This is a genomic window from Embleya sp. NPDC020630 (assembly GCF_044334985.1).
In the GTDB taxonomy this organism is placed as follows: Bacteria; Actinomycetota; Actinomycetes; order Streptomycetales; family Streptomycetaceae; genus Embleya.
This window is the reverse complement of the sequence record NZ_JBIRUB010000015.1, coordinates 49,146-76,050: the sequence shown is the minus strand read 5'-3', so window position 1 is coordinate 76,050 and position 26,905 is coordinate 49,146. Positions and strand designations below refer to the sequence as shown.

The window sequence follows — 26,905 nt, the reverse complement described above, 5'->3', positions numbered from 1 at the left end:
GTTCGAAGCCGGCGCACCCGCGAATCTTGAGGTGTCGGAAAGAACGGCACGGCGGACCCCCAGGGAAAGCCACCGCCCCCGATATCCAACACCCCACCATCACAAGGGAGTTCATCATGGCCGCCATCGATCACACCCTCACCGCCGCCTCGACCGCCACGGCCCGCACCCACACGACCGTCGGCCGCTGGCTCACCGCCGGCGCCGTCACCAACACCCTGATGGCCGGCACCTACGTCACCTTCTCCGCGGCCGTGATGCCCTGGCTCGGCACCAAGAGCGACGCCGGCTTCGTGACCACCATGCAGGACATCAACACCGGCATCGAGAACCCGCTGTTCTTCGCGGTCTTCACCGCCGCCATGGCCGCCCCCGCCGTCGCCGCCTGGAAGCTCCGCAGGCTCGGCGGCGGCGCAGCCATGAAGTGGGCCCTCGCCGCCCTCGCCCTCTACACCACCACCGTCCTGACCACCTCCGGCGTCAACGTCCCCCTCAACCAGGCACTCGCCCACGCCGGCAGCGCCGACCCGACCAAGACCCGCACCGACTTCGAAACCACCTGGAACATCTGGAACGGCGTCCGCGCCGTGCTGTCCACCGCCGCCGCCGTCGCCATGGTCAAGGCCGTGCGGCTGTTCCGCCGCTCGGCGTGACGCCCGAACCGCTCCGTGGGGCGCGGGTATGGGGAAGGACCTTGGGGGTTCCGGTGATCGGGTCCCGGGCGATGTCGCAGGGGAGAGCGAAGACGTCGTGGACACGTTCGGCGGTCAGGACCGCATCGGGTGGGCCCTCGGCGACGATGCGGCCGGACTTCATCACGATCAGGTTCGAGGCGAAGCGGGCGGCCTGATCGAGATCGTGCAGGACGGCCGCGATCGTCCGGCCCTCGCGATTCAACTCCGCGCACAGCTCCAGGAGTTCGTACTGATGCGCGATGTCCAGGAAGGTGGTCGGCTCGTCGAGCAGGATCACCGGGGTCTGCTGCGCGAGCACCATCGCGATCCACGCCCGTTGCCGCTGCCCGCCGGACAGGTCGCCCACCGGGGTGTCGGCCAGGTCGGCGAGGCCGGTGCGGTCGAGGGCGAAGGCGATCGCGCGATCGTCGTCCGGGGACCACTGGCGCAGCAGCGTGTGGTGCGGGTGCCGGCCGCGGCGGACCAGGCCGCGCACCGTGATGCCCTCGGGGGCGATCGGGCTCTGCGGCAGCAGCGCCACCCTGCGGGCGAACTCCCTTCCCCGGTATGCGTGTACGTCCCGACCGGCGAGGGTGATCATGCCGCCGACGGGGCGCAGCACCCGGGCGAACGACTTGAGCAGCGTGGACTTCCCGCAGCCGTTGGGGCCCACGATCACGGTGAGGCCGCCGTCGGGAAGGTCGAGGTCGACGCCCTCGACGACGGGGGTGCGACCGTACGACAGGGTCACGTCGCGGGCGCTCAGCCCTACGAGCGTCGGGGCCGGTTCGGCGGTCACAGTCGACCACTCCTCCACTCGCGGGTCAGCAGGAATCCGAGGTAGGCCCCGCCGAAGGCGAGGGTGTAGATGCCGACGGGAAGCGGTTCGACATACGGCAGTTGCTGGGCGGCCAGGTCGGCGACGGTCAGCAGCAACATCCCGACCAGGGTGGAGAGCACCAGGTGCGGACCGGATCCACGGGTCAGCCGGCGGGCGATCTGCGGCGCGGTGAGCGCGATGAACGCGACCGGGCCGGCCACGGTGACGGCGCCCGCGGACAGCACGATGGCCAGGACCACCGCGCAGGTTCGGGCCCGGCCGGGGTTGCCGCCGAGCGAGCGGGCCACCTCGTCGCCCATCTCGCCGAGATCCAGGTGCCGGGACAGGGCCACGGCCGGGACGGCCGCCACGAGCAGGACCAGGCCGATGGTCGTGGCGTCGTCCCAGGAGCGGGCCGCGACGCTGCCGTTGACGTACGCGCTCAGCGCGCTCGCCTTGTCCCGCTCGACGACGTAGACCACGTACTGGGTGATCGCCGTCCCGATCGCGGCCACTGCGATCCCGGCGACGACCAGCCGCCCCGCATCGCGGAAGCCGGTGCCGGTGGCCAGGTGCACGATGCCCATCGCGCCGATCGCCCCGAGCAGCGCGCCCAGCCATACGGGCGCGCCGCCGGGCATGGCCAGCGCGAAGATCGCCGCACCCGCGCCCGCGCCGCTCGCGAGCCCGATCACATCCGGACTGGCCAGCGGATTGCGGGTGGCCGTCTGAAACAGCGCGCCCGACAACCCGAACGCCGCTCCCGCACCCAGGCACACCACGAGCCGCGGCCCGCGCAGCCGGTTCAGGACGAACTTCTCCTTGCCCTCCGCACCGCCGAAGATCGCCGGCAGCAGGTCGCCGGGCGCGATCCCGAGCCGCCCCAGGGTCAACGTGGCGACGGCCGCCGCGACGGTGAGCACGAGTACGACGATCGCCGCGAGCACGGTGACCCCGCGCACGGGCAGCACGACCAGGTTCCCGATCCGCAGCCGGCCGCGCGGCCGACGCACCTCGACCGACACACCCGCAGCGCCTTCGGGTTCGACCTCGACCGTGCTCATGTCGCCGGCCGCATGCGTCGTACCGCGACCAGGAGCGCCGGCGCGCCCACGAAGGCCGTGACCACGCCGACCATCAACTCCTGGGGGCGGAGCAGAACCCGGCCCAGCACGTCGGCGAGGAGCAGCAGGGCCGGTCCGAGCAGGGCCGCAAAGGCGATCCGGCGCCGGAAGTCGGTGCCCACCACGGCCCGCACGATGTGCGGAACCCCCAGGCCGACGAAGGCGATCGGGCCCACGGCGGCGGTCGCCGCGGCGCTCGCGACGGTGGCCGCGGCCAGGCCGCCCGCGCGCAGTACGGCCGGGTTGGTGCCAAGCGCGGTGGCCGATTCGTCGCCCAGGGCGAGGGCGTTCAGCCCGGGGCCGAGCAGCAGCGCGGCGACCAGCCCGAGCCCGGCGAGCGGCAGCACCGACCAGAACACGTCCCATCCACGCCCGCCCAGCGCGCCCACGACCCAGTAGCGGTAGCTGTCGAAGACCTTGGGCCTGCTGAGCGCGACCGCCTGGATGTACGCGCCGAGCACCGCGGACAACACGGCGCCGGCCAGCACGAGGCGCACGGTGCCGCCGCCCGCGCCACCCCCGCCCAGGATGTGTACGAGCCCGCCGGCGAGCAGCGCGCCGGGCAGCGCCCACCACAGGGCCGCCCAGCCGCCGGTGGCGCCGGCGAAGGCGGTGCCGGTCACGATGCCGGCCGCCGCACCCGCGTTGATGCCCAGAAGTCCCGGGTCGGCGAGGGGATTTCGGGTGACGCCCTGCATCAGGGTGCCGGCGACGGCCAGACTCGCGCCGGCGAGTACGCCGAGCGCGGTCCGGGGGTAGCGGCTCTCGACGACGGTGGTCAGGTACGGGTCGCCGTTGCCGGTGAGCACGTCGACCACGTCCCCGAAGGACGTCGTCCTGCTGCCGAACATCACGCTCGCGAAGAGCGCGACGAACAGCAGGACGAGGCTCCCGACCAGGAGGGCGGTGGTCCGCAACACCCCGCCGCCGGCGACTTGGTTGTCGGCTTTCATGCGCGTCGGTTCGGTCGGGGCTACTTGCCGGCCTTGGCGACCGCCGCGTCGATCTGCGGGAGGTAGCGCTGGATGCTCCACGGCACGGTCAGCGGGTTGATCATCGACGACGCGGTGACGAACGGGTTGTCGTTGCTCGCCACGACGGCGCCGCGCTTGACCGCGGGTATCGACGCGTAGAGCGGCTGGGCCTCGATCTCACGGCGCGTCTTGTCGTCGGTGTAAAAGGTGAAGACGACGTCACTGGCCGCGAGTTTGTCGGCGTTCTCCAGTCCGATGACCGCCGAGTCGGTACCGTCGGTCTCCGGGAAGGTGTTCACGACCGGGTCGACCTTGAGGCCGAGCGAGGAGACCACGGAGACCCGCTGCTCCTCGGGCTTGAAGACACCGAGCGTGCCGGGGCCGGTCGTGTAGATGTAGGAGAAGGTGACGTTCTTGTAGTTCGGCCGGCTCGCGGACGCGTCCGCCAACTGCTGCTTGATCCCGGCGGTCAACTCCTTGGCCCTGTCCGGCTGTCCGAGCGCCTTGCCGACGATGTCGATCTGCTGGTCCCAGTCGGTGCTCCAGGCCTTGTCCGGGTAGGCGACCGTGGGCGCGATGTCCTTCAGCAGGTCGTACTGCTTCTGCGTGATGCCGGACCAGGGCGCGAGGATGACGTCCGGGTCGAGCGCGGCGACGGCCTCGATGTCGAGTTCCTCGCCGCCCTTGAACTGCTTCGGCAGCTTGCCGCCGGACTTGGTGACCGCCTCGTGGATCCACGGCAGGTAGCCGGACCCGTCGCTGCCCCACGCGTAGCTCTCGATGCCGACGGGGACCCGCCCCAGCGCGATCGAGGTCTCCGCCGAGCCCTGCCCCAACGTCACGACCCGCTCGGGCTTCTTGGTGATCGTGGCGGTACCCAGGGCACTTTTGATGCTGACCGGGAAGGCGCCGGGAACGTCGGCGGCGGACGCACCCGCGGACCCGGCGGGACGATCGGCCCCGGCGGATTTGTCGTCCTTGTCGTCCTTCGATCCACAGCCACCCAGCACGAGCGCCATGACAACCGCCGCGACGGGCGCCACGAATCGGCGGTGAACCCTGCCCTCGAACCGGAGAGACATCGATGACCTCTTTCTGCGTACAGCCCGAAAATGTCGCGGCTTGTTAGGACAGCCTAAGCTAACCTCCCGATCGTCCTCCATGCACCCCGGGCACCGATGATCCGTAGGCTGGGCGCCGTGAAGACTCCGCTGCTGCACGAACGTTTTCCCGCGCATCAACCCGATGCGCCGTTCTTCCTTCACCTCCCGCTCGGCGAGCGCCCGACTCCGGTCGGCCGGCTCACCGGGCTCGCGGACGGCACGGCCGAGGTGTGGATCAAGGACGAGAGCGGCTTCGGCGATCTTTGGGGCGGCAACAAGGTCCGCAAGCTGGAGTGGGTGATCGCCGAGGCGCTGGGGCGGCGGTCGCCGACCATCCTCACCTTCGGGGCGCTCGGCACCAACCACGGGTTGGCGACGGCGCGGTTCGCCCGCGCACATGGGCTCGACGTCGCGCTCGCCCTGGTGGACCAGCCGCTCGACGAGCACGTGCGCCTACAGACGGAGCGGCTCGAAGCCTCCGGAGCGACGATCCACCGCACCCGCACCAAGCGCCGCACCAGGCTGCTCGCGCCGTGGCTGACCCTGCGTCACGGACGGTTCGTCGGCCGCCGGTTCAGGCCCGCGTACGTCCTGCCGACCGGCGGCTCGTCACCGATCGGGATGCTCGGGTACGTCGAGTGCGGCCTGGAGATCGGCGCACAGGTCGACGCGGGCGAACTCCCCGAACCGTCGCACGTCGTGCTCCCGGTCGGCAGCGGAGGTACGGCCGCGGGCATCGCCCTCGGACTGCGCCTGGCCGGCCTGCGCACCCGCGTGACGGGGGTCGTGGTGAACGACCAACTGCCCCTGGATGCCGAGCAGATCACCAAGATGGCGAACAAGACCGCTCGACTGCTGCGCAGACGGACCGGCGACTTCAGGGTCGAGGGCCTGCGTCCCGAGGACGTGACGATGACCCGCGAATGGTTGGGCGCCGGCTACGGGCATCCGACACCGGAGGGCGAGCGAATCATCCGCGACAGCCAGAGCATCGGCGGCCCGGAACTCGAACCGGTCTACACCGCCAAGGCGTTGGCGGCACTGCGCGACCTGAACGCACGCGGCGGACTCGGCGACGGGACGGTGCTGTACCTGCACACGTACGGGCCGCGCTGACCCTCCGGCGGCGGCGGATCGCTCGGGCCGGCCCGGCCGGTGTCAGCCCGTGACGGACGGTGTCGGTGTGCGCGCGGTCGATGCCGCCGCGTGGCAGGCGTCGGCCCCGTCGGCTCGGGCGAGGATCCGGCCGGCATCGATGCGGATCGCCGTCTCGGTCGCGTCGCTGACCGCGGACACTCCGGCCGCCGCCGCGACCGCGCCCGATTCGTCGCACACCACCCGCAGTCGCGGCCAGGCCGCGCGCGGGAACGCCCGCCGCAGGCAGTCGCACAACTCGGCGAGGATCAACCGGGCCAGCGGGGTCAACTCCCGCGGATCCCCGGTGACCATGACCACGGTCACCGCCGCGCCGGGCGGCGTGGAGCGTACCGCCTGCTCGGCCGCGGCCAGTCGATGCAGGCCCAGGACCGCCACCAGACCGTCGTCGAGCAGATCGGCGGGCTCGGCCCGAACCAGGTCGAACGCCGGCGGCGGCGCCCAACGTTCGTCCACCCGATGCGCGGGCGCGACCACGGCCGGCGGCGACCACCAGTCGCCGAGCCGCAGGCCGGCCAATCGCTCGCAGACCGTGACGATGTCGAAAGGCTCCACGAACCCCGGTGCCACGGCGGCCATGTGACTCGCCCCATGCAGCGCGGTAAGCACCGTCTCCGCCAATCGCACGCGCCGGGCCGGCGGCACCCCGGGCTCCGTCTCGGGCGGCTCCAGGCGCTCCAGCGCGAGCGCCACCAACAGCGCGTCCAGGTTCATCAGTTGGTGATACGGCAGGCGCATACGCTCATCGGCCAACACCTCGGGGATCAGATCCGAGCCGAGCCGGGCGAGGTCGTGCGGATCGGTGTCGGCGTGCGGCAGCCGCGCCACCCAGGCGCGGGCCAGCGCGCCCAACGCCTCGCGCATGGTCGTGCCCGGCGGCGCCGACACGAACTCGCCCGGACATTCCGCGAGTTCGGCCAGGACCGCCAGGTAGAGCGCACGTTTGCCGGGGAAGTTGGAGTAGACGGCTCCTCGGGTGAGTGCGGCGCGTTCGGCGATGGCGTCGATCCGGGCGGCGCGGAAGCCGAATTCAGCGAATTCGGCGCGAGCGGCGACCAATACCCGTCCCCGCGTGCGCTGTTGGGTCTCCGCTCTGCTCAGCCGGGCCATCGCTCTCCCTGTCCGGACGCCCCCGCCCAAGCGCACCGCCGTTCCCCGACGGTCAAAGTACCGTACTATCCGGATGGTGAGACCATCTGTTGCGACCACTTGACGTGCGCCGGCCGGTTCCGAACGCCGGCACGGCGCACATTCGGCCGCGCGCCGGAGGGGACGGGTCCGAGGTCATGGCACGCATCGGCGACGGTGAATCCTTGATGAAGTGCTCATTCTGCGCAAAGACCCGAAAGCAGGTGCGAAAACTCGTCGCCGGACCCGCCGGCCTGTACATCTGCGACGAATGTGTGGGCCTGTGCAACGAGTTGATCGACGAGGAGCCGATCCCGGACCACGACGCGCCCCGGAGCGGCGACCTGCCGGTCCCGGCCGAGATCCACCACTTCCTCGGCCGCTACGTGATCGGACAGGATGCCGCCAAGCGCACCTTGGCGGTCGCCGTCTACAACCACTACAAGCGGATCCGGGCCGGCGACCACCGGGCGGGCGCGGTCGAGGTGGCCAAGTCCAACGTCCTCCTGCTCGGGCCCACCGGTTGCGGCAAGACCTACCTCGCGCAGACCCTGGCGAAGTTACTGGACGTGCCGTTCGCCATCGCCGACGCGACCACCCTCACCGAGGCCGGCTACGTCGGCGAGGATGTCGAGAACATCCTGCTCAAACTGCTGCGCGCGGCCGACTACGACGTCCCGCGCGCCGAGACCGGCATCGTCTACATCGACGAGATCGACAAGATCGCCCGCAAAGGCGAGAACGCCTCGATCACCCGCGACGTCTCCGGCGAGGGTGTCCAGCAGGCGCTGCTGAAGATCCTGGAGGGCACCGTCGCCGCGGTGCCGCCCCAGGGCGGACGCAAGCACCCCAACCAGGAGTTCATCCACATCGACACGACGAACGTGCTGTTCGTCGTGGCGGGCGCGTTCGCCGGACTGGAGCGCATCATCGACGAACGGGTCGGCAAACGCGGCATGGGCTTCGCCGCCGAGCCGCCCGCCGGACCCACCCGGTCCGCCGTCCCGGAGGGCGACGTGTTCGCCGGCGTCATGCCGGCCGACCTGATGGCGTTCGGCCTCATCCCCGAGTTCGTCGGCCGACTGCCGATCGTCGCGCGGGTGACCGGCCTGGACCGGACCGCGTTGTTGCGCACACTCACCGAGCCGAGCAACGCGCTGGTGAAGCAGTATCGGAAGTTGTTCCTGATGGACGACGTCGAACTGGAGTTCAGCCGCTCGGCGTTGGAGGCCATCGTGGACCGGACCCTCCTGCGCGGCACCGGCGCCCGGGGACTGCGGGCGATCATGGAACTCGTCCTGCGTCCGATCATGTACGACATCCCCGGCCGCACGGACGTGGCCAAGGTCGTGATCAACGAGCGCACGGTGACCGACGGCGTCGAGCCGATCGTGGTCCTGCGGCAATCCCCGCACGAGAAGTCCGCGTAGCGGCGGTTCGTCGCCCACCACGAAAACCCGGTAGCGCCGCCCGCCGCGCCCGGCTGTTCAGCCGTGTGTGTGCGGGCGCTCGTGTTCCGCCCGCCAGGTGTCCGTGGCCACGCCGGACATCACGATCATCACGATGTCCTCGGCCAGCGTGTCGGTGATCGGCAGGTGGCCGAACAGCGCCCGGTAGTAGGTGGTGGAGGCCAGCAGGTCCAGGAGCAGGTCCAGGTCCGTGTCCGGCCGGATGTCGCCGCGCGCGATCCCCCGCCGCAGCGCCGCAGCCGTGGCGGCGCGGCGCGGATCGAACAGTTGGGCGAAGAACGTCTGGGCCAGCGCCGGATCGGCGGCCAGGTCCGCGACGAGGGCCGGCCACACCCGCCGAGTGCCCGGTCCGGCGAAGGCCGTGGTGAGGGTGGCGATCCCGACGATCAGATCGCAGTGCGTACATCCCGTGTCGGGCGTGGGGGCCTCGCCCATCGCGGTCACCAGGGCGTCGATCACCAGGTGCCGGCGGGACGGCCAGCGGCGGCGGATCGCCGGTTTGGTGGTGCCGGCCCGCACGGCGACGCCTTCGAGGGTGAAGTCGGCGTAGCCGCCCTCCTCGAGCAATCGCATGGTGGCCGCGAGGACCGCCTCGTCGATGCGGTGGTCGCGGGGGCGACCGCGACCGGTCGTGATCGGTCGGACATCGGAGGTGGCCATGGTCACGAGTATAGATCGGGGCTAATATCGTTCTGTTCCGGAACGGAACGTAAGTGGAATCGACCCGGGAGCCGACCTTGGCAGCCGAACGGCAACGCGAACTCGAACCGCACCCCCACACGGAGCCGCACCCGGCGGACCTCGGCGCGGAGCGCACGCCCGGCCCCCCGGAGGAGGCCGCCCCGCCCCCGAAGCCCCCGGGCCGCGCCGGGGTCTGGGACCGCGAGCATCGCGCGTTGTCCCTGGGCCTGTTGATCTCGGTGGGTCTGGTCGCCTTCGAGGCGATGGGCGTCGTCGCGATCATGCCCCGCATCGCCCGCGCCCTCGACGGTTTGGAGTCGTACGGCTGGGGCCTGTCCGCATTGATGCTGGCCGGCGTGCTCGGCGCGGTGGTCGCGGGCGGGGCGGGCGACCGGCTCGGCCCCCGGCGCCCCCTCGCGGTGGCCCTCACGCTCCTGGCCGCCGGCTGCGTACTGGCCGGGGCCGCGCCCACCTGGTGGGTCTTCGTCGCCGGCCGATTCGTCCAGGGCCTGGGGGTCGGCGCCGTGATGGGTCTGGCATACCTGGTGATCGGTCTGGCCTACGGGGACCACCTACAGGCCCGCATGGTGGCGCTGATCTCCTCCGCCTGGACGCTGCCCGCGCTGGTCGGCCCGGTCGTGGCCGGCGCGCTGGCCGATCGGCTCTCGTGGCGGGCGTTGTTCCTGCTCCTGCCGATTCCCGTCGTACTCGCGGCGCTGCTCACCCTGCCGGCGCTGCACGGGTTGGGCGGCGGATCCGAGGACGAACCGGCGGGTACGACCGGCGACGCGGCGCGGGGGCGCGGATTGCGGCGGCTGCCCGATCTCGCCCTGAGCCTGGTGCTCGCGGCCGGGACCGGGGTGATGATCGCGGCGTTCGAGTTCGCGGCGTTGGTCCCGGTGATCGTGCTCGCGGTACTGGGCGCCGTCGTCGCCGTACTCGCCTATCGCGCCCTCACCCCGCCGGGGACCATCCGTGCCGGACGCGGGCTGCCGGCGGGCGTCGCCATGCGCTGGTTGCTGGCGGGGGCCTACTTCGGCGCCGACACCTTCCTGCCGCTCGGGCTGACCGAGTTGCGCGGCCTTGGCACCATCGAGGCGGGCCTGGGACTGTCGGCGGGCGCGCTGACCTGGGTCGCCGGATCGACCCTCCAGGCCCGCTGGGACGACCGGCACGGTGCCCGGCTGCGCCCGACCCACGCCGTGTTGGGCAGCATCGTGTTGTGCGCGGGCATCGTGCTGTTGGCGTGCGCCGTTTTGGTGGAGACGATCCCGCCGCTGGTGGCCGTACTGGGCTGGGCGATCGGCGGGTTCGGCATGGGCGTGGCGTACAACGCGTCGTCCGCCGCCGTGCTCGCCCAGGCCCCGGCGGACCAACAGGGCCGCATCGGCGCGGCGTTGCAGTTGTCCCAGACGTTCGCCGTCGCCGTGCTCAGCGGCCTCGGCGGCGGCGCGGTGGCCCTCGCCCACGCGCACGGCGCGGGCCTGGGTACCGCCCTCGGCGTCACGTTCGGCCTCACCGCCCTGCTCGCGCTGCTCGCCGTCCCGACGGCGCTGCGGATCCGGACGACGGCGGACCGCGCGGCGCGTTGAGCGTCCGGATCGCGGAGGGGCGGCGGTCCGGCGCCGAGCGTGCCCGCTCACGCTCGGCGCCGGACCGGGCCCTGGAAGGGGTGGCGGTCAGCGCGCCGGCAGGTCGAAGTTCCAGCCCTTGGCCTTGAATTCGGGGATCAGCCGGTCCACCGCGTCGACCGTCTGCTGCCGGTCGCCGCCCGCGTCGTGGAGGGTGACCACCCCGGTCGGGGTGATGCCGTCCCGCAGTCGTTGGAGGAGCACGTCGGTGCCGGGCAGTTCCCAGTCGCCGGGCATCAGCGTCCAACTCAGCGGACGCAGGCCGAGGTTCGCGGCGACGGCCGGCGACTGACCCCAGTTGCCGTACGGCGCACGGAAGTAGGGGATCTCCACACCGGGCACGGCGGCGCGGATCTGCGCGTCGGTCTGCTTGATGTCCGCCTCGATCTCGGCCGGGGAGACCGAGGTGAGGTCGCGGTGGCGGTAGGTGTGGTTGCACAGGGTGTGGCCGTCGGCGACGATCGCGCGCACCTGCGCCTGCTGCCACTCGACCTGCTCGCCGACCAGGCAGAACACCGCCTTGACCTGGTGCTTCCGCAACACCTGGAGCAGTTGCGGGGTGTACTGCGGGCTGGGCCCGTCGTCGAAGGTGAGCGCCACCTGGTTGCCGGGGTGGGCGGTCGTGGTGACCAGGGCCGGGCTCACCGGCCCGGCGGCGGGGGCCGCCGTGGCAGCCGGGGAGCCGATCCAGGCAGTGGCCACGCACACGAGTAACGCGGTGAGGGTCGCCAGGCGGCGACGGCGTACTCCGGGGTGACCGGCGTGAAGGCTACGCATCGCGGGGTCGTTCCTTTCGGTGGGGCGTGGATCGTCGTGCAGTGACGTTTTTTCCGGCCGGGATATCGCCGCGGCCGAATAGCAGAACCGCACGGGAGCGGAATCAACGGAATGAACCGTCCGTGAACGGAATCCATCCGAAACACACACAGGGCGAAGCCTTTCGGTTCCGACACAGGCGGCCTGAATCCAGCGTAGCTGTATGTGTTCAATCTCTGACTGTGTGGTATTCCACCTGCTCACAGACTTGACCGAGGAATCACACATCGCTCATAATCGTGCACGATCGAACATCGGCAGACTATACTGATCATTAAGAGAAACGTTTCCTCACCATTTCTCCAGGAAATCAAAAAGCGAAATACCCCCGAAAAGACGAAACGGCGCCCCCTCCGAAGAGAGGGCGCCGAATACCGTGAAGACCGATCAGATCCCGAACGGCCCGGCGTAGTGGACGGTCCCGCCGGGCAGCGGGTCGTCGGCGTCCAACGTCAGCGCCATCAGGGCATCGTCCGGGACCTCGATGGTCAGGCCGATGCCGTGCGCCGACGCCCGGATGAAGCCGAACCTCGGGTAGTAGTCCGGGTGCCCCAGCACGACCACGTGCCGCTCACCCAGCTCCTTCGCCGCCGCGAGCGCCGCGCGCACGACCGCCGAGCCGGCACCTGTCTTCTGGTACTCGGGCGACACGGCCACCGGCGCCAGGCACAGCGCCGGTCGGTCGTCGATGTGGCAGCGGGTGAGCAGCGCATGCGCCACCGGCCGGTCGTCGCCGTCGACGGCGACCACGGACAGGCCCGGGATCCAGGCCGGGTCACTCCGCAGCGCGTCGACGAGATCGGCTTCGGCGGGTGACCCGAACGCGGCCCGCACGACGGCACGGACGGCATCGATGTCGGCGTCGGTCTCGACGCGCGTGATCCAGGTGATGCTCATGACGGACAGCGAATCACACGCGCCGAGCCGAACACCTTCGGGACGGGCGGCCGTCCCCCACCGTCGCGGCCGCCCGTCGTCTCAGCCCCTGCTGGTGATGCGGTTGCTCAGTCCGTTGTCGTTGATCTGCGGCACGCTGCCGTCCGGCTTCGTGCCGTACATCACCAGGTGGTTCGTGCCGGAGACGGTGATCTTGTCGAACCAGGCCACCTCGATGCTGTCACCGTCGCCACCCGTCACCGTCAGGCTCTTGCAGAAGCCGGTGAGCGTGAGCGCGATCGTGGAGCCCTCGATCCGCACATCACGACCCGTGCAATCGGTGGTCGGCTTCTCGCCGCTGCCGGTGAACACGATCGTGTCGTTCCCCTTCGGCGTGACCGGCGCGGCCGGCGTCGAGTGGTCGGGCTTGCCGGTGTTCGGCGCCACGGGCGTGGTCGACGTGGTCGAGGTGCTCGGCCGCTCGCTCGCCGAGGTCGGCGCCGGCGACCCGGTGCCCTGCGCGGTGGTGGCCGGCGCGGCCTTGTCCTTCTTTTCCACACCCGCCTCGCAGGCGGTGGCACCGACGACGACGCCGGCGGTCAGCACGATCGCGGGCAGCACGGTACGAATACGCATCTCGGTTCTCTCCCCCATGTGGAAAGGCCGGTTCCGAAGGGCCGGTTCGGCCTGTCCTCATTACGGTAGAGAACGTCCGTCGCAGCGGCGTGGCAACCGTCTACCGGATCTGCGACACGGGTACCCGGTTCCGATACACCCTCACGACGTGGGCAGCCGAAGGCGCACCACGGTGCCCGACTCGGGCAGGCTGCGCAGTTCGGTACGACCACCGTGGCGCAGCACGACGGCCTGCACCAGGGCCAGCCCCAGGCCACTGCCCGGGGTGCCGCGTGCGTCGCTGCCCCGAACCAACTCCTCCCATATGCTCGGGAGTTCGTCGGCGCGGATGCCGCGTCCGGTGTCCGCGACCTCGACCACCACGTAGCCGTCCTCCTCGAACGCGCGCAGTTCGATCGCGCAGCCCGGGTCGCTGTACTTGACCGCGTTGCCGACCAGGTTCTCCAACGCCAGTTCGAGCAGGTCGGGGTCGCCGGCCAGGGTGGGCAGCGGCCACGGCACGCGCGGTACCGAGACGGTGATGCGCCGATCGGCGCCGCCGGGCAGGTCGCGTCCGGTCTCGCCGGCGGCGTCGAGGAGTACGGCCACGTCCACCGCCACCCGCTCAAGGGGGCGGGATTCGATGTCGGCGAGCTTGCGCAGGTCGCCGGTGATCCGGGCGAGCCGGGCGACCTGCTCCCCCACGCCGGCGAGCGGACCGTCGGGGCCGGTGTCCTTGTCGGCGGCGAGGTTCGCCAGGCCCAGGCGCATCGCGGTGAGCGGGTTCTTCAGCTCGTGGTCCAACCGGCGCAGGAAGCGGTGGTGTTCGGCCGCCGCGGCGGCGCGGGCGCGCTCCGCGGCCTCGGCGACCCGCCGGCGGGCCCCGATCACCAGCACCGCGGCGCCGGCGGCGAGCACACCGAGCACGACCACGCCCAGGACGGGGGCGAAGCGTACGTAGACGCGCAGGTCGCCGGCGAAGACGGCGGCGGCCGTCACGGCTGCCAGGTAGGCGACCGCCGCCGCGCCGAGCAGGACGATGCGTCGGCGGCGGTTCACTCGGCCGCCTCGACGCGCGCCACGAAGCGGTATCCCTCGCCGGTGACCGTCTCGATCCAGCGCGGCGCCGCGGTGTCGTCGCCGAGCACCCGTCGCAGTTCCGCCACCCGGTTGTCCACCGCCCGCGTCGTGCTGGCCGATTCCCAGCCCCACAGCACCTCCATCAGCCGTTCGCGGGAGAGCAGTTCGTCGGGGTGGGTGACCAGGTAGTCCAGTAGCGCGCCGGCCTTGGGGGTGAGCGTCAGTTCCCGCTCGCCCAGCCAGGCCCGGCGCGCGGTCCGGTCCACCCGCAACGCGCCGGCCCGGAGTGTGCGCGCGCCGGCGAGGGGTGGCAGTCCGCGACCGGAGCGGCGCAACAACGCCCGCATGCGGGCCACCAGTTCGTACGGGTCGAACGGTTTGTTGAGGTAGTCGTCGGCCCCTTCCTCCAGGGCCATGGCACGCTCGGTGGACTCGCCGACCTGGGTCAGCAGGATGACCGGGATCCACGCGCCGGAGCGCCGGATGCGGCGCAGCACCTCGCGCCCGTCCAGGAGCGGCATCAGCACGTCCAGGACGATCAGATCCGGGGCCGGCGCGCTGCCGGCGGCGGTGAGCGCCGCCGCGCCGTCGTGCACGATCCGGACGTCGAATCCGGAGCGTTCCAACAGCGGCCCCAATTGTGCGGTGATGGCGACATCGTCGTCGGCCAGCAGCACCGCGGGCCGCTTCGTCTCGTCCACCGTCACCGCGCCCACCCCCGTATCCGGGACGAGAATAGGCGACGCGGCGGTGCGGCCGACGGCGTTCCGGCGTGCCACATGCTCCGGGTCGACGGCCGCCGAGGCTCAGGAGCGGCGCAGCATGGTGAAGGCGAGGCCGACGAGCATTCCGCCGACGATGCAGACGGCGATCCCGACGCGGGTGTCGATCAGGAAGCCGACCACGATGGCGACGGCGTAGATCATCGGGACGGCGGCACGGACGTTGCGGGTCATGGTAATCCCTCAGTGGCGCGCGGGCTCGACGGCCTCGGCGGGGGTGGCGACGGCGGTGGTCGTGCAGTCGTGGATCGGGCGTCCGCTGCCGTGCCAGACCGACAGGGCGTAGGGGCTGAACGGGTAGTGGGTGCGAAACTCCGGGACGGTGACGGTGCCGCGGACCACGGCCGCGCCGAGGTCGCCGGCGCTCTCCTCGCCGGCCGCCTCGGGCACGTCGCCGTACTCGCGCAGGATCGCCCACAGCGCGGCGGGCACCGCGAACTCGTGGGTCTCGGCCACCTGGTGGATGCCGGCCCGGAAGACCGAGGCGGCGGCGAGGTCGAGGTCGATCACGGCGTCCAGGTCGGCCCGGTCGGGCAGCGCGGCGGCGCCCAGGTGTTCGTACAGCACGTCGACGGCGGCGTGTGCGTGTCGGCGGGCACGCTCGGGGGTGCGCACCATCCGGTGCAGGATCACCTGGTAGTGCACCTCCTCGTGGATCGGCTCGGTGCCCAGTTCGGCGTACAGCGCCTCGCGCGGGAAACGGTCCGGTTCGCGCCACGAGCGGGTGTAGTCGGCGTACCAGAAGGCGGCGATCGGGTCCGGGCCGCCGGCGCGCAGGTGTTCGCCGAGCGTGGCGACCAGGTCGACGGTGCGGGCCCCGGCGGCCCGGGCCAGCACGCGCAGCGTGCAGCGGAGCAGGCACTTGTGGAACAGCGTGAGCGGGATGCGCAGTTCCATGCCGCGCAGCCAGTCGGCGAAGTCCATCCGGGAGTGGCCGGTGACCACGTCGGCGATCAGATCCGTATTGCCGGGATCGCACGGCATGCGGCGGGTGGTCAGCGCGTGCTCGTCGCGGAAGCGGGCGTGGGTGTAGTCGGTGTTGTTCAGCAGCAGGAGCGGATACACCACGGGTGACCCGCCGGAGGCGACCGCCTCCTCGACGCCGTCCAGGTGAGTGGCCAACGATTCGCCGGGCATGCCCCAGATCAGATCGGTGTAGGTGGGGATCCCGCGATCGCGGAACTGCCGTTGCATGCGCCGGTAGTTGTCCACCCGGATGTTGGTCCGGTTGGCGAGTTGCAGCACCTCGGCGTCGAAGGACTGGGCCGACAGCGTGATCGCGCCGGTCAGGCCGGCGCGGTGCAGGATCGTGGCGATCTCGACCACGCGGCCGTTGGTGTTCTTGGCCCAGTTGGTCATCACGAGCAGGCGTTTGCGCCGGCTCGCGCACAACTCGACCAGGAGGCGGGCGATTTCGGTGTCGCGCGGCAGGATGCCGAAGTTGGCGTCGGCGATGAACAGTTGGGTGCCGTTACCGGCGTGGGTGACGATCCGTTCCAGTTCGGCCCGGATGCGGTCCAGGGAGTATTGGCGCACCTTGGAGTTGGTGGCGCCGCCCCAGTAGCAGAACGCGCAGGAGTACGGGCAGCCGCGGTTGGTCTCGTAGACGATCATCCGCGAGGCGGCCAGGTCCTGGTCCGACCACACCTCGGGGTCGAGCAGCGGCGACGGAAGCGCGTCCAGGTCGCTCACGCGCGGTGCGTCGGCGGTGTCGATCGGCGTGCCGTCGGGGCCGCGCAGGCTGATCCCGGGCACCTGGGCCAGCGCGGCCCGCAGCGCGGGGTTGGTGAGCGGGGCGTCGGGGTGTGCGACGAAGTGCCGCAGCAGGTCCCGGAAGCGCAACTCACCCTCGCCGTGCACCAGTACGTCCACCCACGGCGCCTCGGCGAACAGCGCGCACTGCTGGTGGGTGACGTCGTTGCCGCCGACCACGACCCGGCAGCGCGGCCAGCGTTGCTTGACCCGGCGGGCCAGTTCCAGGGTGCGGGCCCGGTTCCAGAAGTAGACGGTGAAGGCGATCACGAGCGGGTCGTCGAGCCGGTCCAGGACCGCGTGCGCGACGCGGTCCCGATCGCCGGCGCCGCGCTGGAGGTGTACGTGCTTGTGGAAGGTCACCGCGGCGGCCAGTTCCGGGTCGGCCCGGGCCGCCGCGTGCAGTTGGCCGAGCACGGCGCTGTAGCGCACGCCGGGCATCACGGTCAGTTCGACCAGGTGGACCTCACGGCGGCGGGCCGGTGCGACGGGCGACGACATCCGGGGTCCTCTCTGCGGCCTGGTGGACGGGATGCTCTGCGGCGTGCGGGACGGGGGTTCGGGGTCTCCGGGCCGGGCCGGACCAGGTCTCAGCCGGCCGCGACCGACAGGGCGTAGTCGCCGTAGGCGATCAGCTGCACGCCGGTGCCCGGCGCCGAGGCGGGTGGGATGTGGCTGAGCGAGACGATCAGGCGGGTGATCACGTACTGCGCCGCCCGGGCCCCCTCGGGGCTGCCGGCCAGCGCCGCCTCCCGGCTGCCCGCGTCCAGCGGTACACCGTCCTTGCCGCCCGAGGAGGTCATGGTGTCCCGGACCTGGACGGCGGTGAAGGCCAGCACACCGCCGTCGCGGGTGCGCAGCAGATACGTCGGGTATTGCGGTGCGTCGGGCGCGATGGCGCGCTCCAGGATGCCGCCCTTGGCGCGCAGCGCCTGGACGCCGGCGGTCCATCCGCCGGTGAGCTGCCCGGTGAGCGTCTTGGTCGGCGACAGCGGCACCTTGGGGTCGCGTTTGCCCTGGGCGTAGTCCTGGTAGGCGCGGCCGAGGGCGGCGGGGTCGGCGAGCAGTCCGGCGCCGTCGGTGACGGCGGGGGCGCCGCCGGCGGCGTCCTGGTCCAGGTCCGGGATCTCCGAACGGTCGGTGACGAACGGGTAGTAGGCGACCTTCCACGGCGCGCCGTCGCGCTCCTGGACGAACAGCAGGTATTTGGGCGACGGGGAGACCGTGTCGGATTGCAGCAGTTGGGTGATCGCCACGAAGAACTTCGGGTATCCGCTCTGGCGCGGGAAGACGAAGCGCGGATGCACGTATCCCGTCGTCGGCACCGCGACCGCCTGGGTCTTGGCCACCTGCAGGCCCGCCTTGCTGCCGGTGGAGGCGGGGGGCATCTCGATCGCGTCGACCCCGGCCGGGTCCAGGGCGGTGTTGATCCGCGTGTTGGCCGCGGAGTACTCCTGGAGCAGGCGAGTGGCCTGTTCCACGCCCACCGGGGGCGCGGCGGCCTGGGGCGCGGCGGGCTTGGGGTCGGCGGTGCCCTTCCCGCATCCGGCCAGTGCGGCGCCGGCCACGAGCAGGGCGCAGGCGAGCGTGGCCACCCGGCGGCGAACGGCCGAGGTCGCCCGGCGGCGGGTGCCGACGGGCGGGTGGGTCACGCGTGCCCCGTAGGGGTGCGGTGTGCGCGCGGCCGGCGCGGTCGGTCCGGGCATGGGTCTCCACCTCGGGTCAGTGGCCGGTCGAATTCCGGGGCGGGTTCCGGAACTGCGGGACGCCACGGGCCGGCCCGTGGGGCGGCTCCGGTGTCGCGGGAGGACGGGGTCTCCCGCGCACCGGAGCCGCCGGGCCGGGCCGATCAGGTGCTGGTGCAGCACGGTGAGCAGGAGCAGCTGTACGCGTCGCCGCCCGCCACCGAGTCGAGATCGGCTTCGGACAGCTCGCGCGTCTCCAGCAACGGCGAGTCCAGGACCCACAGTTCGTACCGACCGGTCTTCGTGCCCTCGGCCCACGCGTGCACCTGCGCCTCGAGGTCGGGTTCCCCTCCGGCCTCACGCGTGATGCGCACCGTGGCGCCTGCGGGCAGTTCGAAGCCCATCTCCGCGAGGGCGGCTCGCGGGTCCGATTCCAACCGGGCCGCGTACTCGTCGTCCGACCACGCCGCGGTCAACACCTTGGCGTAGAAACTGACGAACGCGGCCCTTTCCCTGGGCTCCATGAGCCGTCCTCTCGCTACGCGGTGCCGCGGCGCGCCGTCAGGTGCAGCAGCAGCACGGGGAACAGCAGCAGCAGTACGTGGTGTCGTCGCGCGTTTCGATGGTGCCGCCGGCGACCGATTCGAGGTCGGCCTCGGACAGTTCGCGCAGTTCGATCTGCGGCGAGTTGGGCACGCGCAGCTCGTACGTGCCGGAGACGGTGCCGGCCTCCCACAGGGTGACCTGGCCGTCGAGGTCGGGCTCGCCCTCGACGTTGCGGATGATGCGCACCGAGGCGCCGGCGGGCAGTTCGAGGCCGTGTTCGGCGAGGGCGGCGCGCGGGTCGTTCTCCAGCCGGCTCGCGTACTCGTCGTCCGACCACGCGGCGGTGAGCACCTTCGTGTAGGACCTGACGAACGCGGCCCTGTCCCTGGGGTCCATCTGAGTCTCCCTCGTTGGGTCCGACTTCGGGATCTGCAGCGAATTCCGCCCGCTCGGCTTCGGATTCACATCGGATTCGAGGCACGTTCGGATCGGGTCCGGATCGGTTCGGCTGCAATACCGGAAGCATGCGGAGCACGCCGAGGAACCGTCAATGCCCGAACTCCTAATTGCCGGGTCCCAGGATTTCGGCACCCCTCCCCCAAGCCCTGCGCCCCGTCTCCCGTACGCCAAAGCCGCCTGCCGGCAGGACAAACGGGGGACCCCCCAACGTTAGGCGGGCACCTCCGATAGAACTCGCCCGGACACCCCCCTACCCCAATGCGAACGCACCGGAGAAACAGCGGAATTTCGCCGGAACGACCTTGTCCCGACGCCCGGGACGCCGCTAACAATTACCGGGCGACGGCCGCAGGGCACCGCTTCCAGAAAAGCTGCCGGAAATTCGACTACGCCGGGAGAGAATTCGTGGACCTGCCTCGACTCAAGGCACATCTCGTCCCTCGCCCCTTCGGTACGGATCGGGTCTTCCTCCTGTGCGAGGAGGGCCACTACCTCGTCCAGGGCAAGGCGGTCGCGGCCGTGTTGCCGTATCTCGACGGCACGCACACCATCGCCGAGATCACCGAGAAGCTCGCCGAGCGCTTCACGATGGGCGAAGTGGTGTTCGCGATCTCGAAGTTCCAGCGCTTCGGCCACCTCGTGGACGGCGCGGCGAGCGACGACCGGGCCGGGGCCGCGGCCTGGGAGAGCCTGGGCCTGGACGCGGTCGAGGCGACCCATCGGCTGCGCGGGGCGCGGATCGAGGTGGCCGCGCTCGGCACCGTGGACGCCGCCGCCGTGGTGGCGGCGCTGCGCGAGATCGGCGCGGCGGTGACCCCGGTGACCTCGGCCGAGACCGGCGCGGCGACCGCCGAGGGCGGACACCGGCCGGACCTGACGGTGGTGCTCACCGACGACTACCTCGACCCGCGACTGGCCGCGATGGACGCCCGGTTGCGGGCCGCCGGGCTGCCCTGGCTGCTCGCCAAGCCGACCGGGGCGGATGTGTGGACCGGCCCCTACCTGGTCCCCGGGCGCACCGGTTGTTGGCACTGTCTGGCCCACCGCCTGGCCGGCAACCAGCAGGTGGAGACGTTCCTGCGGCGGCGCCCCGACGGCACCGTCGACGAGGAGCCGATCCGCACCTCCCTGGCCGCCACCGCCTGGTCGGTGGGCCTGTCCGCGCACCTGGTCGCCGCCGCCGCGGCCGAACTCCTCGCGGCGGACGGGCGTTCCGGTTACGAGGGTGTCCTGGTGTCGCTGCACGTGCCCAGCCGGCGGCTGGAGCAACACCGGTTGATCCGGCAGCCGCAGTGCCCCGCCTGCGGCGATCCCACGCTGCTTTTGGACCGCGACCCCCGGGTCGAACTCGTGGACCAGGCGGTGCGGTTCGACGACGAGGGCGGGCACCGTACGATGCGCCCCGACGACACGTTCAAGCGGCTGGAGAAGCACATCAGCCGACTGCTCGGCGCGGTCAGCGCGCTGCGCCTGCTCAACGACGTGGACAACGGCGTCACCTTCAGCTACTCGGCCAGCCACAACTTCGCCGTACCCGGACCCAATATCGGCATGTTGCGCCGCAACCTGCGCGGCCAGAGCGGCGGCAAGGGCCGCAGCGACGTCCAGGCCCGGGTCAGCGGGGTGTGTGAGGCGATCGAGCGCTACTCGGGGGTGTGGCGCGGCGACCGCCGGACCGAGCCGGGTTCGTTCGAGGAGTTGGGCGCCGACCTGGCCGTGCACCCGTACGACCTGCTGCTCTACTCCGACACCCAGTACGAGACGCGCGAGGAGTGGAACCGCGAGTCGGCCGGGCGTCTGCACATCGTGCCGGAACGATTCGACGAGAAGCGCCGGTTGAACTGGACCCGGGCCTGGTCGCTGACCGAGGACCGACCCCGCCTGGTGCCGGCCGGCTACTCGTGGTTCGGCCACCCCGACCTGAACGAGCACTTCTACTGCTTCAGCGACGGCAACGGCAACGCCTCGGGGAACACCCTCGAAGAGGCGATCATGCAGGGGCTGTTCGAGAGTTGCGAGCGGGACGCGGTCGGCCTGTGGTGGTACAACCGGGCGCTGCGCCCGGGCTTCGACCTGGACTCGCTGCACGAGCCGTACGTGGACAGCCTGCGCGACTTCTACGCCGGGATGCAGCGCACCCTGGAGGTCGTCGACATCACCACCGACCTGGGTGTGCCCACGTTCGCCGCGGTCTCCCGGCGCACCGACCACCCGGTGGAGGACATCCTCCTCGGCTTCGGCGCCCACCTGGACGTGCGCATTGCGGTGTTGCGCGCGCTCACCGAGGTGAACCAGTTCCTGCCCGCGGTGATCAACCGCAACCCGGACGGCAGCACCGCCTACTGGGAGGACGACCCGCACACCCTGGCCTGGCTGCACGCCGCCACTGCCGAGGCACAGCCGTGGGCACTGCCCGCGCGGCATCTGCCGCAGACCACGCTGGAGGGTTACGGCATCCTGCACAGCGGCGACATCGCGCGCGACATCCGCGGCACGGTGGAGCGGTTGCGCGCGGTCGACCTCGAGGTGATCGTGCTCGATCAGACCCTGCCCGACCTGGAGTTGAACGTGGCCAAGGTGATGGTCCCCGGGCTGCGGCACTTCTGGCGCCGGTTGGGTCCGGGGCGGATGTACGACACACCCGTGCGGCTGGGCTGGCTGGCCGAGCCGGTGCCCGAGGCCGACCTCAACCCGTACAGCGTCTTCTTCTGAGCACGTCCCGTGCCCTGGCCCGGGATCCGGGCCGACCGTCGGCGTGCGCGAAGCGCCCGGTCGGCTCGGCCGGGCCGGGCCGGCCCCCACCGCACCGCCTGTTCCGCCCGCTCCGCCCGCTCCGCCCGGGCCGCTCCCGCCGCGTAACCGATCCGGCCCGGCCCGACCTGCCCCGGAGGTTCCATGACCAGCCTCGGTATCCCGCCGACCGCGGCCGGCGCCGCGACGACGGTGCCGGTGGAACGCATCGCCCTGCATCCGAACGCGCGGGCGAGCACCAACGACGCCGGCGCCACCCTGCTCTTCCTCGGGCCGCGCGGTCTGTCCCTGGGCGTGTTGACCCCGGGCATCGCGGCCGCCGTCGCGCTGCTCTGCGAGCGCCCGAGCAGCGAGGACGACCTGCACCGGGCCGTACTCGACCGCGACGGCGAGGGCGCCCTGCTGAAACTGCCCGCGCTGCTCCAGCGGTTGCGCGCAGGCGGGTGGCTGGGCACCACCCTGGAGGTGGCCGGCCGACCCGTCCTCGCGCTGCGTCCGCTTGCCCCACCGGCCCCGCTCGCCCGCGGCGCGAGCACCCCCGATCCGGCGACCCGGCGGTTGTCCCGCTTCGCGGTGCTCCGCCGCGAGGGCGAACACACCGTCCTGGAGTCGCCGTTGGCCCCGGTCGCCGCCGACCTGCTCGACCCGGCGCTGGCCGGACTGGTGGCCGCGCTGCCGCACCACGATGCCGGGGCGCTGCCACCCGGCGGTGCGCGTGCCCTCGAACTGCTGGCCCGGAACGGCCTGTTGGTCGATCCGGAGCAGGAGGACGCCGATCCGGACCGGGCCCGGTGGTCGCCGCACGAGTTGTGGTTCCACGGGCGCACCCGGGCCGGCCGGCACGACCTGCCCTACGGCGGCACCTACTGGCGGGCCGCCGCCGAGCCGCCCCTGCCGGTGGTCCGCCCGGCGTTCGACGGACCGACCGTCGACCTGCCCCACCCCGACCTGGACGCCGTACGCCGTACCGATCCGCCGCTGACCGAGGTGCTGGAGGGCCGTCGCTCGGTGCGCGCGCACGACGACACGAGGCCGCTGACCCTCGCGCAGCTGGGCGAGTTCCTGTACCGCACGGCACGCAACCGCGCCGTCCTGCACGAGGATCGCCAAGAGGTCGGCGACCGCCCCTACCCGTCGGGCGGGCGCTGCCACGAACTGGAGCTGTACCCGCTGGTGAACAACGTGGTCGGGGTGCCCCCGGGCCTGTACCACTACGACCCTCGCGATCATCGCCTCGAACACGTCGCCGACCCCGGTCCGGCGGTCGGCCGGTTGTCCGAGATCGCCCGCGCCACCGCGCTGATGAGCACGCCGCCGCAGGTCGTGCTGCTGGTGAGCGCGCGGTTCGGGCGGGTGATGTGGAAGTACCAGACGATGGGTTACGCGCTCGTCCTCAAACACGTAGGGGTGCTCTACCAGACGATGTACCTGGTCGCGACCGCGATGGGCCTGGGCGGGTGCGGGCTCGGCGGCGGCGACTCCGACCTGTTCGCCCTCGCCACCGGCAACCGGTGGGAACGCGAGGGCACCGTCGGCGAGTTCCTGCTCGGCACGATCGGCCCGGAGCCGAACACCGCCGTGCCGGGCGGGCCCGGAGGGGGACGGCCATGAACTTCCGTCGCGAGGCCCTGGAGGGACTGAAGGCCCCCGAGGAACTCGACGCGCCCATCCGCCTGGTCCGCACCCGCGCCTGGGCGCTGCTGCTCGCCCTGGCCCTGCTCCTCGGCGCCACCGCCGCCTGGTCGGCGGGCGGCACCCTGCCGCGCAAGGTCGAGGTGCCCGGCATCCTCACCCACCCGCTCGGCGTCTCGCGCGTGCAGAGCCCGCAAACCGGCCTGGTGTCCAACCTGTTCGTCGACTCGGCCACGCTCGTGCCCAAGGGCACCCCGGTGCTCTCCGTGGTCGACGCGCAGGGCGCCACCCAGATCGTCCGGGCGCCGTTCGCCGGCCGGGTGATCGGCCTGCTCGTCTCCAGCGGCCAATACATCTCCGTCGGCACCACGTTCATGACCGTCGAGCGCACCGACGCCAACGACGACCGGCTCCTGGCCACGCTGTTCGTATCCCCGCGCAGCGCGGGCATGTTGCGCCCGGGCACCCAGGTGGACGTATCCGTACAGTCCGCGCCCTCCCAGGCGTTCGGGCTGCTGCGCGGCCGGATCACCGCGATCGACCAGTTCCCGTACACCGCCCAGCAGGTGGCCGACTTCCTCGGCGGCGACCAACAGGCCGCGGGCCGGCTGCTGTCCGCCGGCGGCGCGGTCCGGGTCACCGTCGACCTGGAGACCGACCCGCGCACGCTCAGCGGCTACCGCTGGACCAACAAGTCGGGCCCGCCGTTCCGGATCGACTCGCAGACCCCCATCACCGGCTTCGCCCGCCTGCCCGGCGAGCGCCCGCTCGATTGGCTGCTTCCTGGATGACCACCACCAGTTCGCCACCGCCCGCCGGGGCGCCGCCCGCCCCGCGCGAGCGCGGTCGCCGCCGCCGCGAGTCCGCCGAGCGCCGGATGTCGGTACGCACGCCCACGGTCATCCAGCTGGAGGGCGTCGAGTGCGGCGCCGCCGCGCTGGCCATGGTGCTCGCCCACCACGGCCGCTTCGTCCCGCTGGAGGAGTTGCGACACGCGTGCGGGGTCTCCCGCGACGGCGCCAAGGCGGCGAACCTGCTGCGCGCCGCGCGCTCGTACGGACTGATCGCGCGCGGCATGCAGATGGAGACCGCCGCACTGGCCGGGAATCGGCCGCCGGCAATCCTGTTCTGGAAGTTCAACCACTTCGTCGTCTACGAGGGCATGACCCGCCGACTCGGGCGGCCGATGGTGCGGCTCAACGACCCCGCGCAGGGCCGCCGGTCGGTCACCACCGAGGAGTTCGACGTCGCGTTCACCGGCATCGTGCTCACCTTCGAGCCGGGCCCGGACTTCCGGCGCGGCGGGCACCCGCCCCGGCTGCTCGCCGACCTGCGTGCGCGCTATCGCAGCAGCGGCGGCGCGCTGCTGCTCGCGCTCCTGGCCAGCCTGCTGCTGATCCTGCCCGGCCTGGCCGCGCCCGCGTTCACCCGGGTGTTCATCGACCGGGTGCTCACCGGCGGTGACCACTCGTTCCTGCCCGCGCTGCTCGCCTCCATGGGGTTGGCGGCGGCGGTCACCATCGCGCTGACCATGCTGCAACAGACCCATCTGCTGCGGGTCGAATCCGCGTCGTCGATCCGCAGCTCGGTCCGCGTGGTGCGCCATCTGCTGCGGCTGCCCGTGGTGTTCTTCACCCAGCGCAACCCGGCCGAGATCAGCAAGCGGGTCTCCGCCAACAACACCATCGCGCAGATCCTGTCCCGCGACGTGGCCACCACGGTGGTCAGCATGCTGCTGGTGGTGGTCTACGCGGGCCTGCTGTGGACGTACGACGCGCAGTTGACCCTGGTGGGGGTCGGCGTGGCGATGCTCAACATCGTGGTGCTCAAACTGGTCTCGCGGATGCGCACCGACACCGTGGCCCGGCTGCGCGCGGACCGCTCGGGCCTGGTGTCGGCGTCGTTCAACGGCCTCCAGTTGATCGAGACGCTGAAGGCATCCGGCGCCGAGGGCGACTACTTCAAGCGCTGGGCCGGATTCCAGGCCCGGGTGGTCTCCGGACAGCAGGCACTGGGCGCGCCCACCTCGATCCTGGCGGTGGTACCGCCGCTGCTCGCCGCCGTGGACAGCGGTCTGCTGTTGTGGATCGGGGGCCTGCGGGCGATCGACGGGCACATGTCGATCGGCCTGCTGGTCGCCTTCCAGACCCTGGTCAACTCGTTCAGCCGGCCCGTGGCCCAACTGACCAACCTGGGTCCGAGGTTGCAGGACGTAACCGCCGATCTCAACCGGCTCAAGGACATCGAGAAGTTCCCGCCCGCGCCCGAGTTCCTCGACGACGAACGGGACCGTCGGGCCCGCTCCGGCGCCGAGGAGCCGGCCACGGTGCTCGCGGGCCGGGTCGAGTTGTCCCATGTCACCTTCGGCTACAGCCCGTTGGGGAAACCGCTCCTCGACGACTTCTCGCTGCGGGTGGGCCCCGGGCGGCGGGTCGCCCTGGTCGGCGGCTCGGGCAGCGGCAAGTCGACGGTGAGCCGGTTGATCGCCGGGCTGTACGAACCGTGGAGCGGCGAGCTGTTGTTCGACGGCCGGCCGCGCCGGGACTATCCGCGAGATGTGATGGGCACCGCGGTGGCGTTCGTGGACCAGGACATCTTCCTGTTCGAGGGCACCGTGCGGGACAACGTCACGCTGTGGGACGACTCGATCCCGGACGAGACGGTGGTCGCGGCGCTGCGCGACGCGGCCGTGTACGACGTGGTCGCGGCCCGGCCCGGCACCATCCACAGCGCGGTCGCGGAAAGCGGCAAGAACTTCTCCGGCGGCCAGCGCCAGCGCCTGGAGATCGCCCGCGCCCTGGTCCGCAACCCCAGCGTGCTGGTCCTGGACGAGGCCACCAGCGCACTCGACGCGCAGACCGAGGCGACCATCGACGACAACCTGCGTCGCCGCGGCTGCGCGTGCGTGATCATCGCGCACCGGTTGTCCACGGTGCGCGACAGCGACGAGATCGTGGTGCTCGAACAGGGCCGGGTCGCGCAGCGCGGCGACCACCACACCCTGGCGGGCATCCCAGGCCCGTACGCCGAACTGATCCGCGACCTGTAGCCCGGCGCGCCGCACACCCACCGACCGCCCGAACACCCCCGACGCCGGCCGCGCTCCCCACGAACCGGGCGTCCCCCCACGGAGCTGTCCCACCACGGAAAAG

At 71.8% G+C, this 26,905-nt stretch carries 24 protein-coding genes; 8 read left to right on the top strand and 16 right to left on the bottom strand.

Annotation, left to right across the window (positions count from 1 at the left end):
* Positions 1-116: 116 nt before the first annotated feature.
* Entirely contained in the window at positions 117-653 is a 537-nt protein-coding gene (locus tag ACH4XV_RS35960) for a DUF1772 domain-containing protein (RefSeq protein WP_395796670.1), read from the top strand.
* On the opposite strand, the gene ACH4XV_RS35955 is transcribed toward ACH4XV_RS35960, so the two are convergent.
* Genes ACH4XV_RS35955 through ACH4XV_RS35940 form a run of 4 tightly spaced genes read right to left on the bottom strand, consistent with a single transcriptional unit; the run spans position 619 to position 4,674 of the window.
* Complete coding sequence (locus ACH4XV_RS35955; RefSeq protein WP_395796668.1) at positions 619-1,473, bottom strand: ABC transporter ATP-binding protein; 855 nt, start codon at positions 1,471-1,473, stop codon at positions 619-621. The genes ACH4XV_RS35960 and ACH4XV_RS35955 overlap by 35 nt on opposite strands.
* Positions 1,470-2,558 carry a FecCD family ABC transporter permease gene (locus ACH4XV_RS35950; protein ID WP_395796666.1) on the bottom strand — a complete coding sequence of 363 codons (1,089 nt, stop codon included), beginning with the start codon at positions 2,556-2,558 and terminating at the stop codon, positions 1,470-1,472. The genes ACH4XV_RS35955 and ACH4XV_RS35950 overlap by 4 nt, the downstream gene beginning before the upstream one ends.
* Positions 2,555-3,571, bottom strand: coding sequence for a FecCD family ABC transporter permease (locus ACH4XV_RS35945; RefSeq protein ID WP_395796664.1), 1,017 nt, complete (start codon positions 3,569-3,571; stop codon positions 2,555-2,557). Before ACH4XV_RS35945 ends, ACH4XV_RS35950 begins: the two co-directional genes overlap by 4 nt.
* A gap of 20 nt (positions 3,572-3,591) precedes the next feature.
* Positions 3,592-4,674, bottom strand: coding sequence for an iron-siderophore ABC transporter substrate-binding protein (locus ACH4XV_RS35940; RefSeq protein WP_395796662.1), 1,083 nt, complete (start codon positions 4,672-4,674; stop codon positions 3,592-3,594).
* Positions 4,675-4,791: 117 nt separating this feature from the next.
* On the opposite strand from ACH4XV_RS35940, the gene ACH4XV_RS35935 reads away from it, so the two are divergent.
* Positions 4,792-5,811, top strand: coding sequence for a 1-aminocyclopropane-1-carboxylate deaminase/D-cysteine desulfhydrase (locus tag ACH4XV_RS35935; protein WP_395796660.1), 1,020 nt, complete (start codon positions 4,792-4,794; stop codon positions 5,809-5,811).
* 42 nt (positions 5,812-5,853) lie between these two features.
* On the opposite strand, the gene ACH4XV_RS35930 is transcribed toward ACH4XV_RS35935, so the two are convergent.
* Positions 5,854-6,960, bottom strand: a complete 1,107-nt coding sequence (locus ACH4XV_RS35930; RefSeq protein WP_395796658.1) for a TetR family transcriptional regulator — start codon at positions 6,958-6,960, stop codon at positions 5,854-5,856.
* Positions 6,961-7,136: 176 nt separating this feature from the next.
* Here ACH4XV_RS35930 and clpX point away from each other — a divergent pair, with 176 nt between their 5' ends.
* On the top strand, positions 7,137-8,408 hold the full coding sequence (clpX, locus tag ACH4XV_RS35925) for an ATP-dependent Clp protease ATP-binding subunit ClpX (RefSeq protein ID WP_395796656.1): 1,272 nt from the start codon (positions 7,137-7,139) through the stop codon (positions 8,406-8,408).
* A gap of 57 nt (positions 8,409-8,465) precedes the next feature.
* Here clpX and ACH4XV_RS35920 read toward each other — a convergent pair whose 3' ends face one another.
* Positions 8,466-9,107 (bottom strand): TetR/AcrR family transcriptional regulator, encoded by a 642-nt coding sequence (locus ACH4XV_RS35920; protein WP_395796654.1) that lies wholly within the window; start codon positions 9,105-9,107, stop codon positions 8,466-8,468.
* A 77-nt stretch (positions 9,108-9,184) separates the two neighbouring features.
* Between ACH4XV_RS35920 and ACH4XV_RS35915 the strand changes: the two genes are divergently transcribed.
* Positions 9,185-10,720 carry an MFS transporter gene (locus ACH4XV_RS35915; RefSeq protein WP_395796652.1) on the top strand — a complete coding sequence of 512 codons (1,536 nt, stop codon included), beginning with the start codon at positions 9,185-9,187 and terminating at the stop codon, positions 10,718-10,720.
* A gap of 87 nt (positions 10,721-10,807) precedes the next feature.
* Here the strand turns inward: ACH4XV_RS35915 and ACH4XV_RS35910 are convergent, their stop codons facing one another.
* From ACH4XV_RS35910 to ACH4XV_RS35865, 10 genes are all read right to left on the bottom strand, one after another.
* Entirely contained in the window at positions 10,808-11,536 is a 729-nt protein-coding gene (locus tag ACH4XV_RS35910) for a polysaccharide deacetylase family protein (protein ID WP_395796650.1), read from the bottom strand.
* A 426-nt stretch (positions 11,537-11,962) separates the two neighbouring features.
* A complete protein-coding gene (locus tag ACH4XV_RS35905) occupies positions 11,963-12,472 on the bottom strand; it encodes a GNAT family N-acetyltransferase (RefSeq protein WP_395796648.1) in 510 nt (169 codons plus the stop codon).
* 81 nt (positions 12,473-12,553) lie between these two features.
* Positions 12,554-13,087 (bottom strand): DUF3060 domain-containing protein, encoded by a 534-nt coding sequence (locus ACH4XV_RS35900; protein ID WP_395796646.1) that lies wholly within the window; start codon positions 13,085-13,087, stop codon positions 12,554-12,556.
* A 141-nt stretch (positions 13,088-13,228) separates the two neighbouring features.
* Positions 13,229-14,125, bottom strand: coding sequence for a sensor histidine kinase (locus ACH4XV_RS35895; RefSeq protein ID WP_395796644.1), 897 nt, complete (start codon positions 14,123-14,125; stop codon positions 13,229-13,231).
* Positions 14,122-14,925 (bottom strand): response regulator transcription factor, encoded by an 804-nt coding sequence (locus tag ACH4XV_RS35890; RefSeq protein WP_395796642.1) that lies wholly within the window; start codon positions 14,923-14,925, stop codon positions 14,122-14,124. The genes ACH4XV_RS35895 and ACH4XV_RS35890 overlap by 4 nt, the downstream gene beginning before the upstream one ends.
* A 27-nt stretch (positions 14,926-14,952) precedes the next feature.
* On the bottom strand, positions 14,953-15,102 hold the full coding sequence (locus ACH4XV_RS35885) for a hypothetical protein (protein WP_395796640.1): 150 nt from the start codon (positions 15,100-15,102) through the stop codon (positions 14,953-14,955).
* Positions 15,103-15,111: 9 nt separating this feature from the next.
* Positions 15,112-17,181, bottom strand: a complete 2,070-nt coding sequence (locus tag ACH4XV_RS35880) for a radical SAM protein (protein ID WP_395796638.1) — start codon at positions 17,179-17,181, stop codon at positions 15,112-15,114.
* A gap of 89 nt (positions 17,182-17,270) precedes the next feature.
* The gene (locus tag ACH4XV_RS35875; RefSeq protein ID WP_395796636.1) at positions 17,271-18,386 is read right to left on the bottom strand and encodes a hypothetical protein; all 1,116 of its coding nucleotides are present in this window, start codon (positions 18,384-18,386) and stop codon (positions 17,271-17,273) included.
* A gap of 143 nt (positions 18,387-18,529) precedes the next feature.
* Positions 18,530-18,889, bottom strand: a complete 360-nt coding sequence (locus tag ACH4XV_RS35870) for a hypothetical protein (RefSeq protein ID WP_380000404.1) — start codon at positions 18,887-18,889, stop codon at positions 18,530-18,532.
* Positions 18,890-18,926: 37 nt separating this feature from the next.
* Positions 18,927-19,307 carry a hypothetical protein gene (locus tag ACH4XV_RS35865; protein ID WP_395796634.1) on the bottom strand — a complete coding sequence of 127 codons (381 nt, stop codon included), beginning with the start codon at positions 19,305-19,307 and terminating at the stop codon, positions 18,927-18,929.
* 468 nt (positions 19,308-19,775) lie between these two features.
* Here ACH4XV_RS35865 and ACH4XV_RS35860 point away from each other — a divergent pair, with 468 nt between their 5' ends.
* The 4 genes from ACH4XV_RS35860 (at position 19,776) to ACH4XV_RS35845 (ending at position 26,802) form a co-directional block, all read left to right on the top strand.
* Positions 19,776-22,082 carry a TOMM precursor leader peptide-binding protein gene (locus ACH4XV_RS35860; RefSeq protein ID WP_395796632.1) on the top strand — a complete coding sequence of 769 codons (2,307 nt, stop codon included), beginning with the start codon at positions 19,776-19,778 and terminating at the stop codon, positions 22,080-22,082.
* A gap of 183 nt (positions 22,083-22,265) precedes the next feature.
* Positions 22,266-23,732 (top strand): SagB family peptide dehydrogenase, encoded by a 1,467-nt coding sequence (locus tag ACH4XV_RS35855; RefSeq protein ID WP_395796630.1) that lies wholly within the window; start codon positions 22,266-22,268, stop codon positions 23,730-23,732.
* Entirely contained in the window at positions 23,729-24,544 is an 816-nt protein-coding gene (locus ACH4XV_RS35850; RefSeq protein WP_078978916.1) for an HlyD family efflux transporter periplasmic adaptor subunit, read from the top strand. Before ACH4XV_RS35855 ends, ACH4XV_RS35850 begins: the two co-directional genes overlap by 4 nt.
* Complete coding sequence (locus ACH4XV_RS35845; RefSeq protein ID WP_395796628.1) at positions 24,541-26,802, top strand: NHLP family bacteriocin export ABC transporter peptidase/permease/ATPase subunit; 2,262 nt, start codon at positions 24,541-24,543, stop codon at positions 26,800-26,802. Before ACH4XV_RS35850 ends, ACH4XV_RS35845 begins: the two co-directional genes overlap by 4 nt.
* The last annotated feature ends 103 nt before the right edge of the window (positions 26,803-26,905 follow it).

Bases quoted from the DNA above. Each gene is read 5' to 3' on its own strand.
- ACH4XV_RS35850 (WP_078978916.1), top strand. From the start codon at position 23,729: ATGAACTTCCGTCGCGAGGCCCTGGAGGGACTGAAGGCCCCCGAGGAA.
- ACH4XV_RS35940 (WP_395796662.1), bottom strand. From the start codon at position 4,674: ATGTCTCTCCGGTTCGAGGGCAGGGTTCACCGCCGATTCGTGGCGCCC.
- ACH4XV_RS35905 (WP_395796648.1), bottom strand. From the start codon at position 12,472: ATGAGCATCACCTGGATCACGCGCGTCGAGACCGACGCCGACATCGAT.
- ACH4XV_RS35920 (WP_395796654.1), bottom strand. From the start codon at position 9,107: ATGGCCACCTCCGATGTCCGACCGATCACGACCGGTCGCGGTCGCCCC.
- ACH4XV_RS35950 (WP_395796666.1), bottom strand. From the start codon at position 2,558: ATGAGCACGGTCGAGGTCGAACCCGAAGGCGCTGCGGGTGTGTCGGTC.
- ACH4XV_RS35930 (WP_395796658.1), bottom strand. From the start codon at position 6,960: ATGGCCCGGCTGAGCAGAGCGGAGACCCAACAGCGCACGCGGGGACGG.
- clpX (WP_395796656.1), top strand. From the start codon at position 7,137: ATGGCACGCATCGGCGACGGTGAATCCTTGATGAAGTGCTCATTCTGC.
- ACH4XV_RS35855 (WP_395796630.1), top strand. From the start codon at position 22,266: ATGACCAGCCTCGGTATCCCGCCGACCGCGGCCGGCGCCGCGACGACG.
- ACH4XV_RS35900 (WP_395796646.1), bottom strand. From the start codon at position 13,087: ATGCGTATTCGTACCGTGCTGCCCGCGATCGTGCTGACCGCCGGCGTC.
- ACH4XV_RS35870 (WP_380000404.1), bottom strand. From the start codon at position 18,889: ATGGAGCCCAGGGAAAGGGCCGCGTTCGTCAGTTTCTACGCCAAGGTG.
- ACH4XV_RS35960 (WP_395796670.1), top strand. From the start codon at position 117: ATGGCCGCCATCGATCACACCCTCACCGCCGCCTCGACCGCCACGGCC.
- ACH4XV_RS35880 (WP_395796638.1), bottom strand. From the start codon at position 17,181: ATGTCGTCGCCCGTCGCACCGGCCCGCCGCCGTGAGGTCCACCTGGTC.
- ACH4XV_RS35875 (WP_395796636.1), bottom strand. From the start codon at position 18,386: ATGCCCGGACCGACCGCGCCGGCCGCGCGCACACCGCACCCCTACGGG.
- ACH4XV_RS35945 (WP_395796664.1), bottom strand. From the start codon at position 3,571: ATGAAAGCCGACAACCAAGTCGCCGGCGGCGGGGTGTTGCGGACCACC.
- ACH4XV_RS35865 (WP_395796634.1), bottom strand. From the start codon at position 19,307: ATGGACCCCAGGGACAGGGCCGCGTTCGTCAGGTCCTACACGAAGGTG.
- ACH4XV_RS35845 (WP_395796628.1), top strand. From the start codon at position 24,541: ATGACCACCACCAGTTCGCCACCGCCCGCCGGGGCGCCGCCCGCCCCG.
- ACH4XV_RS35885 (WP_395796640.1), bottom strand. From the start codon at position 15,102: ATGACCCGCAACGTCCGTGCCGCCGTCCCGATGATCTACGCCGTCGCC.
- ACH4XV_RS35910 (WP_395796650.1), bottom strand. From the start codon at position 11,536: ATGCGTAGCCTTCACGCCGGTCACCCCGGAGTACGCCGTCGCCGCCTG.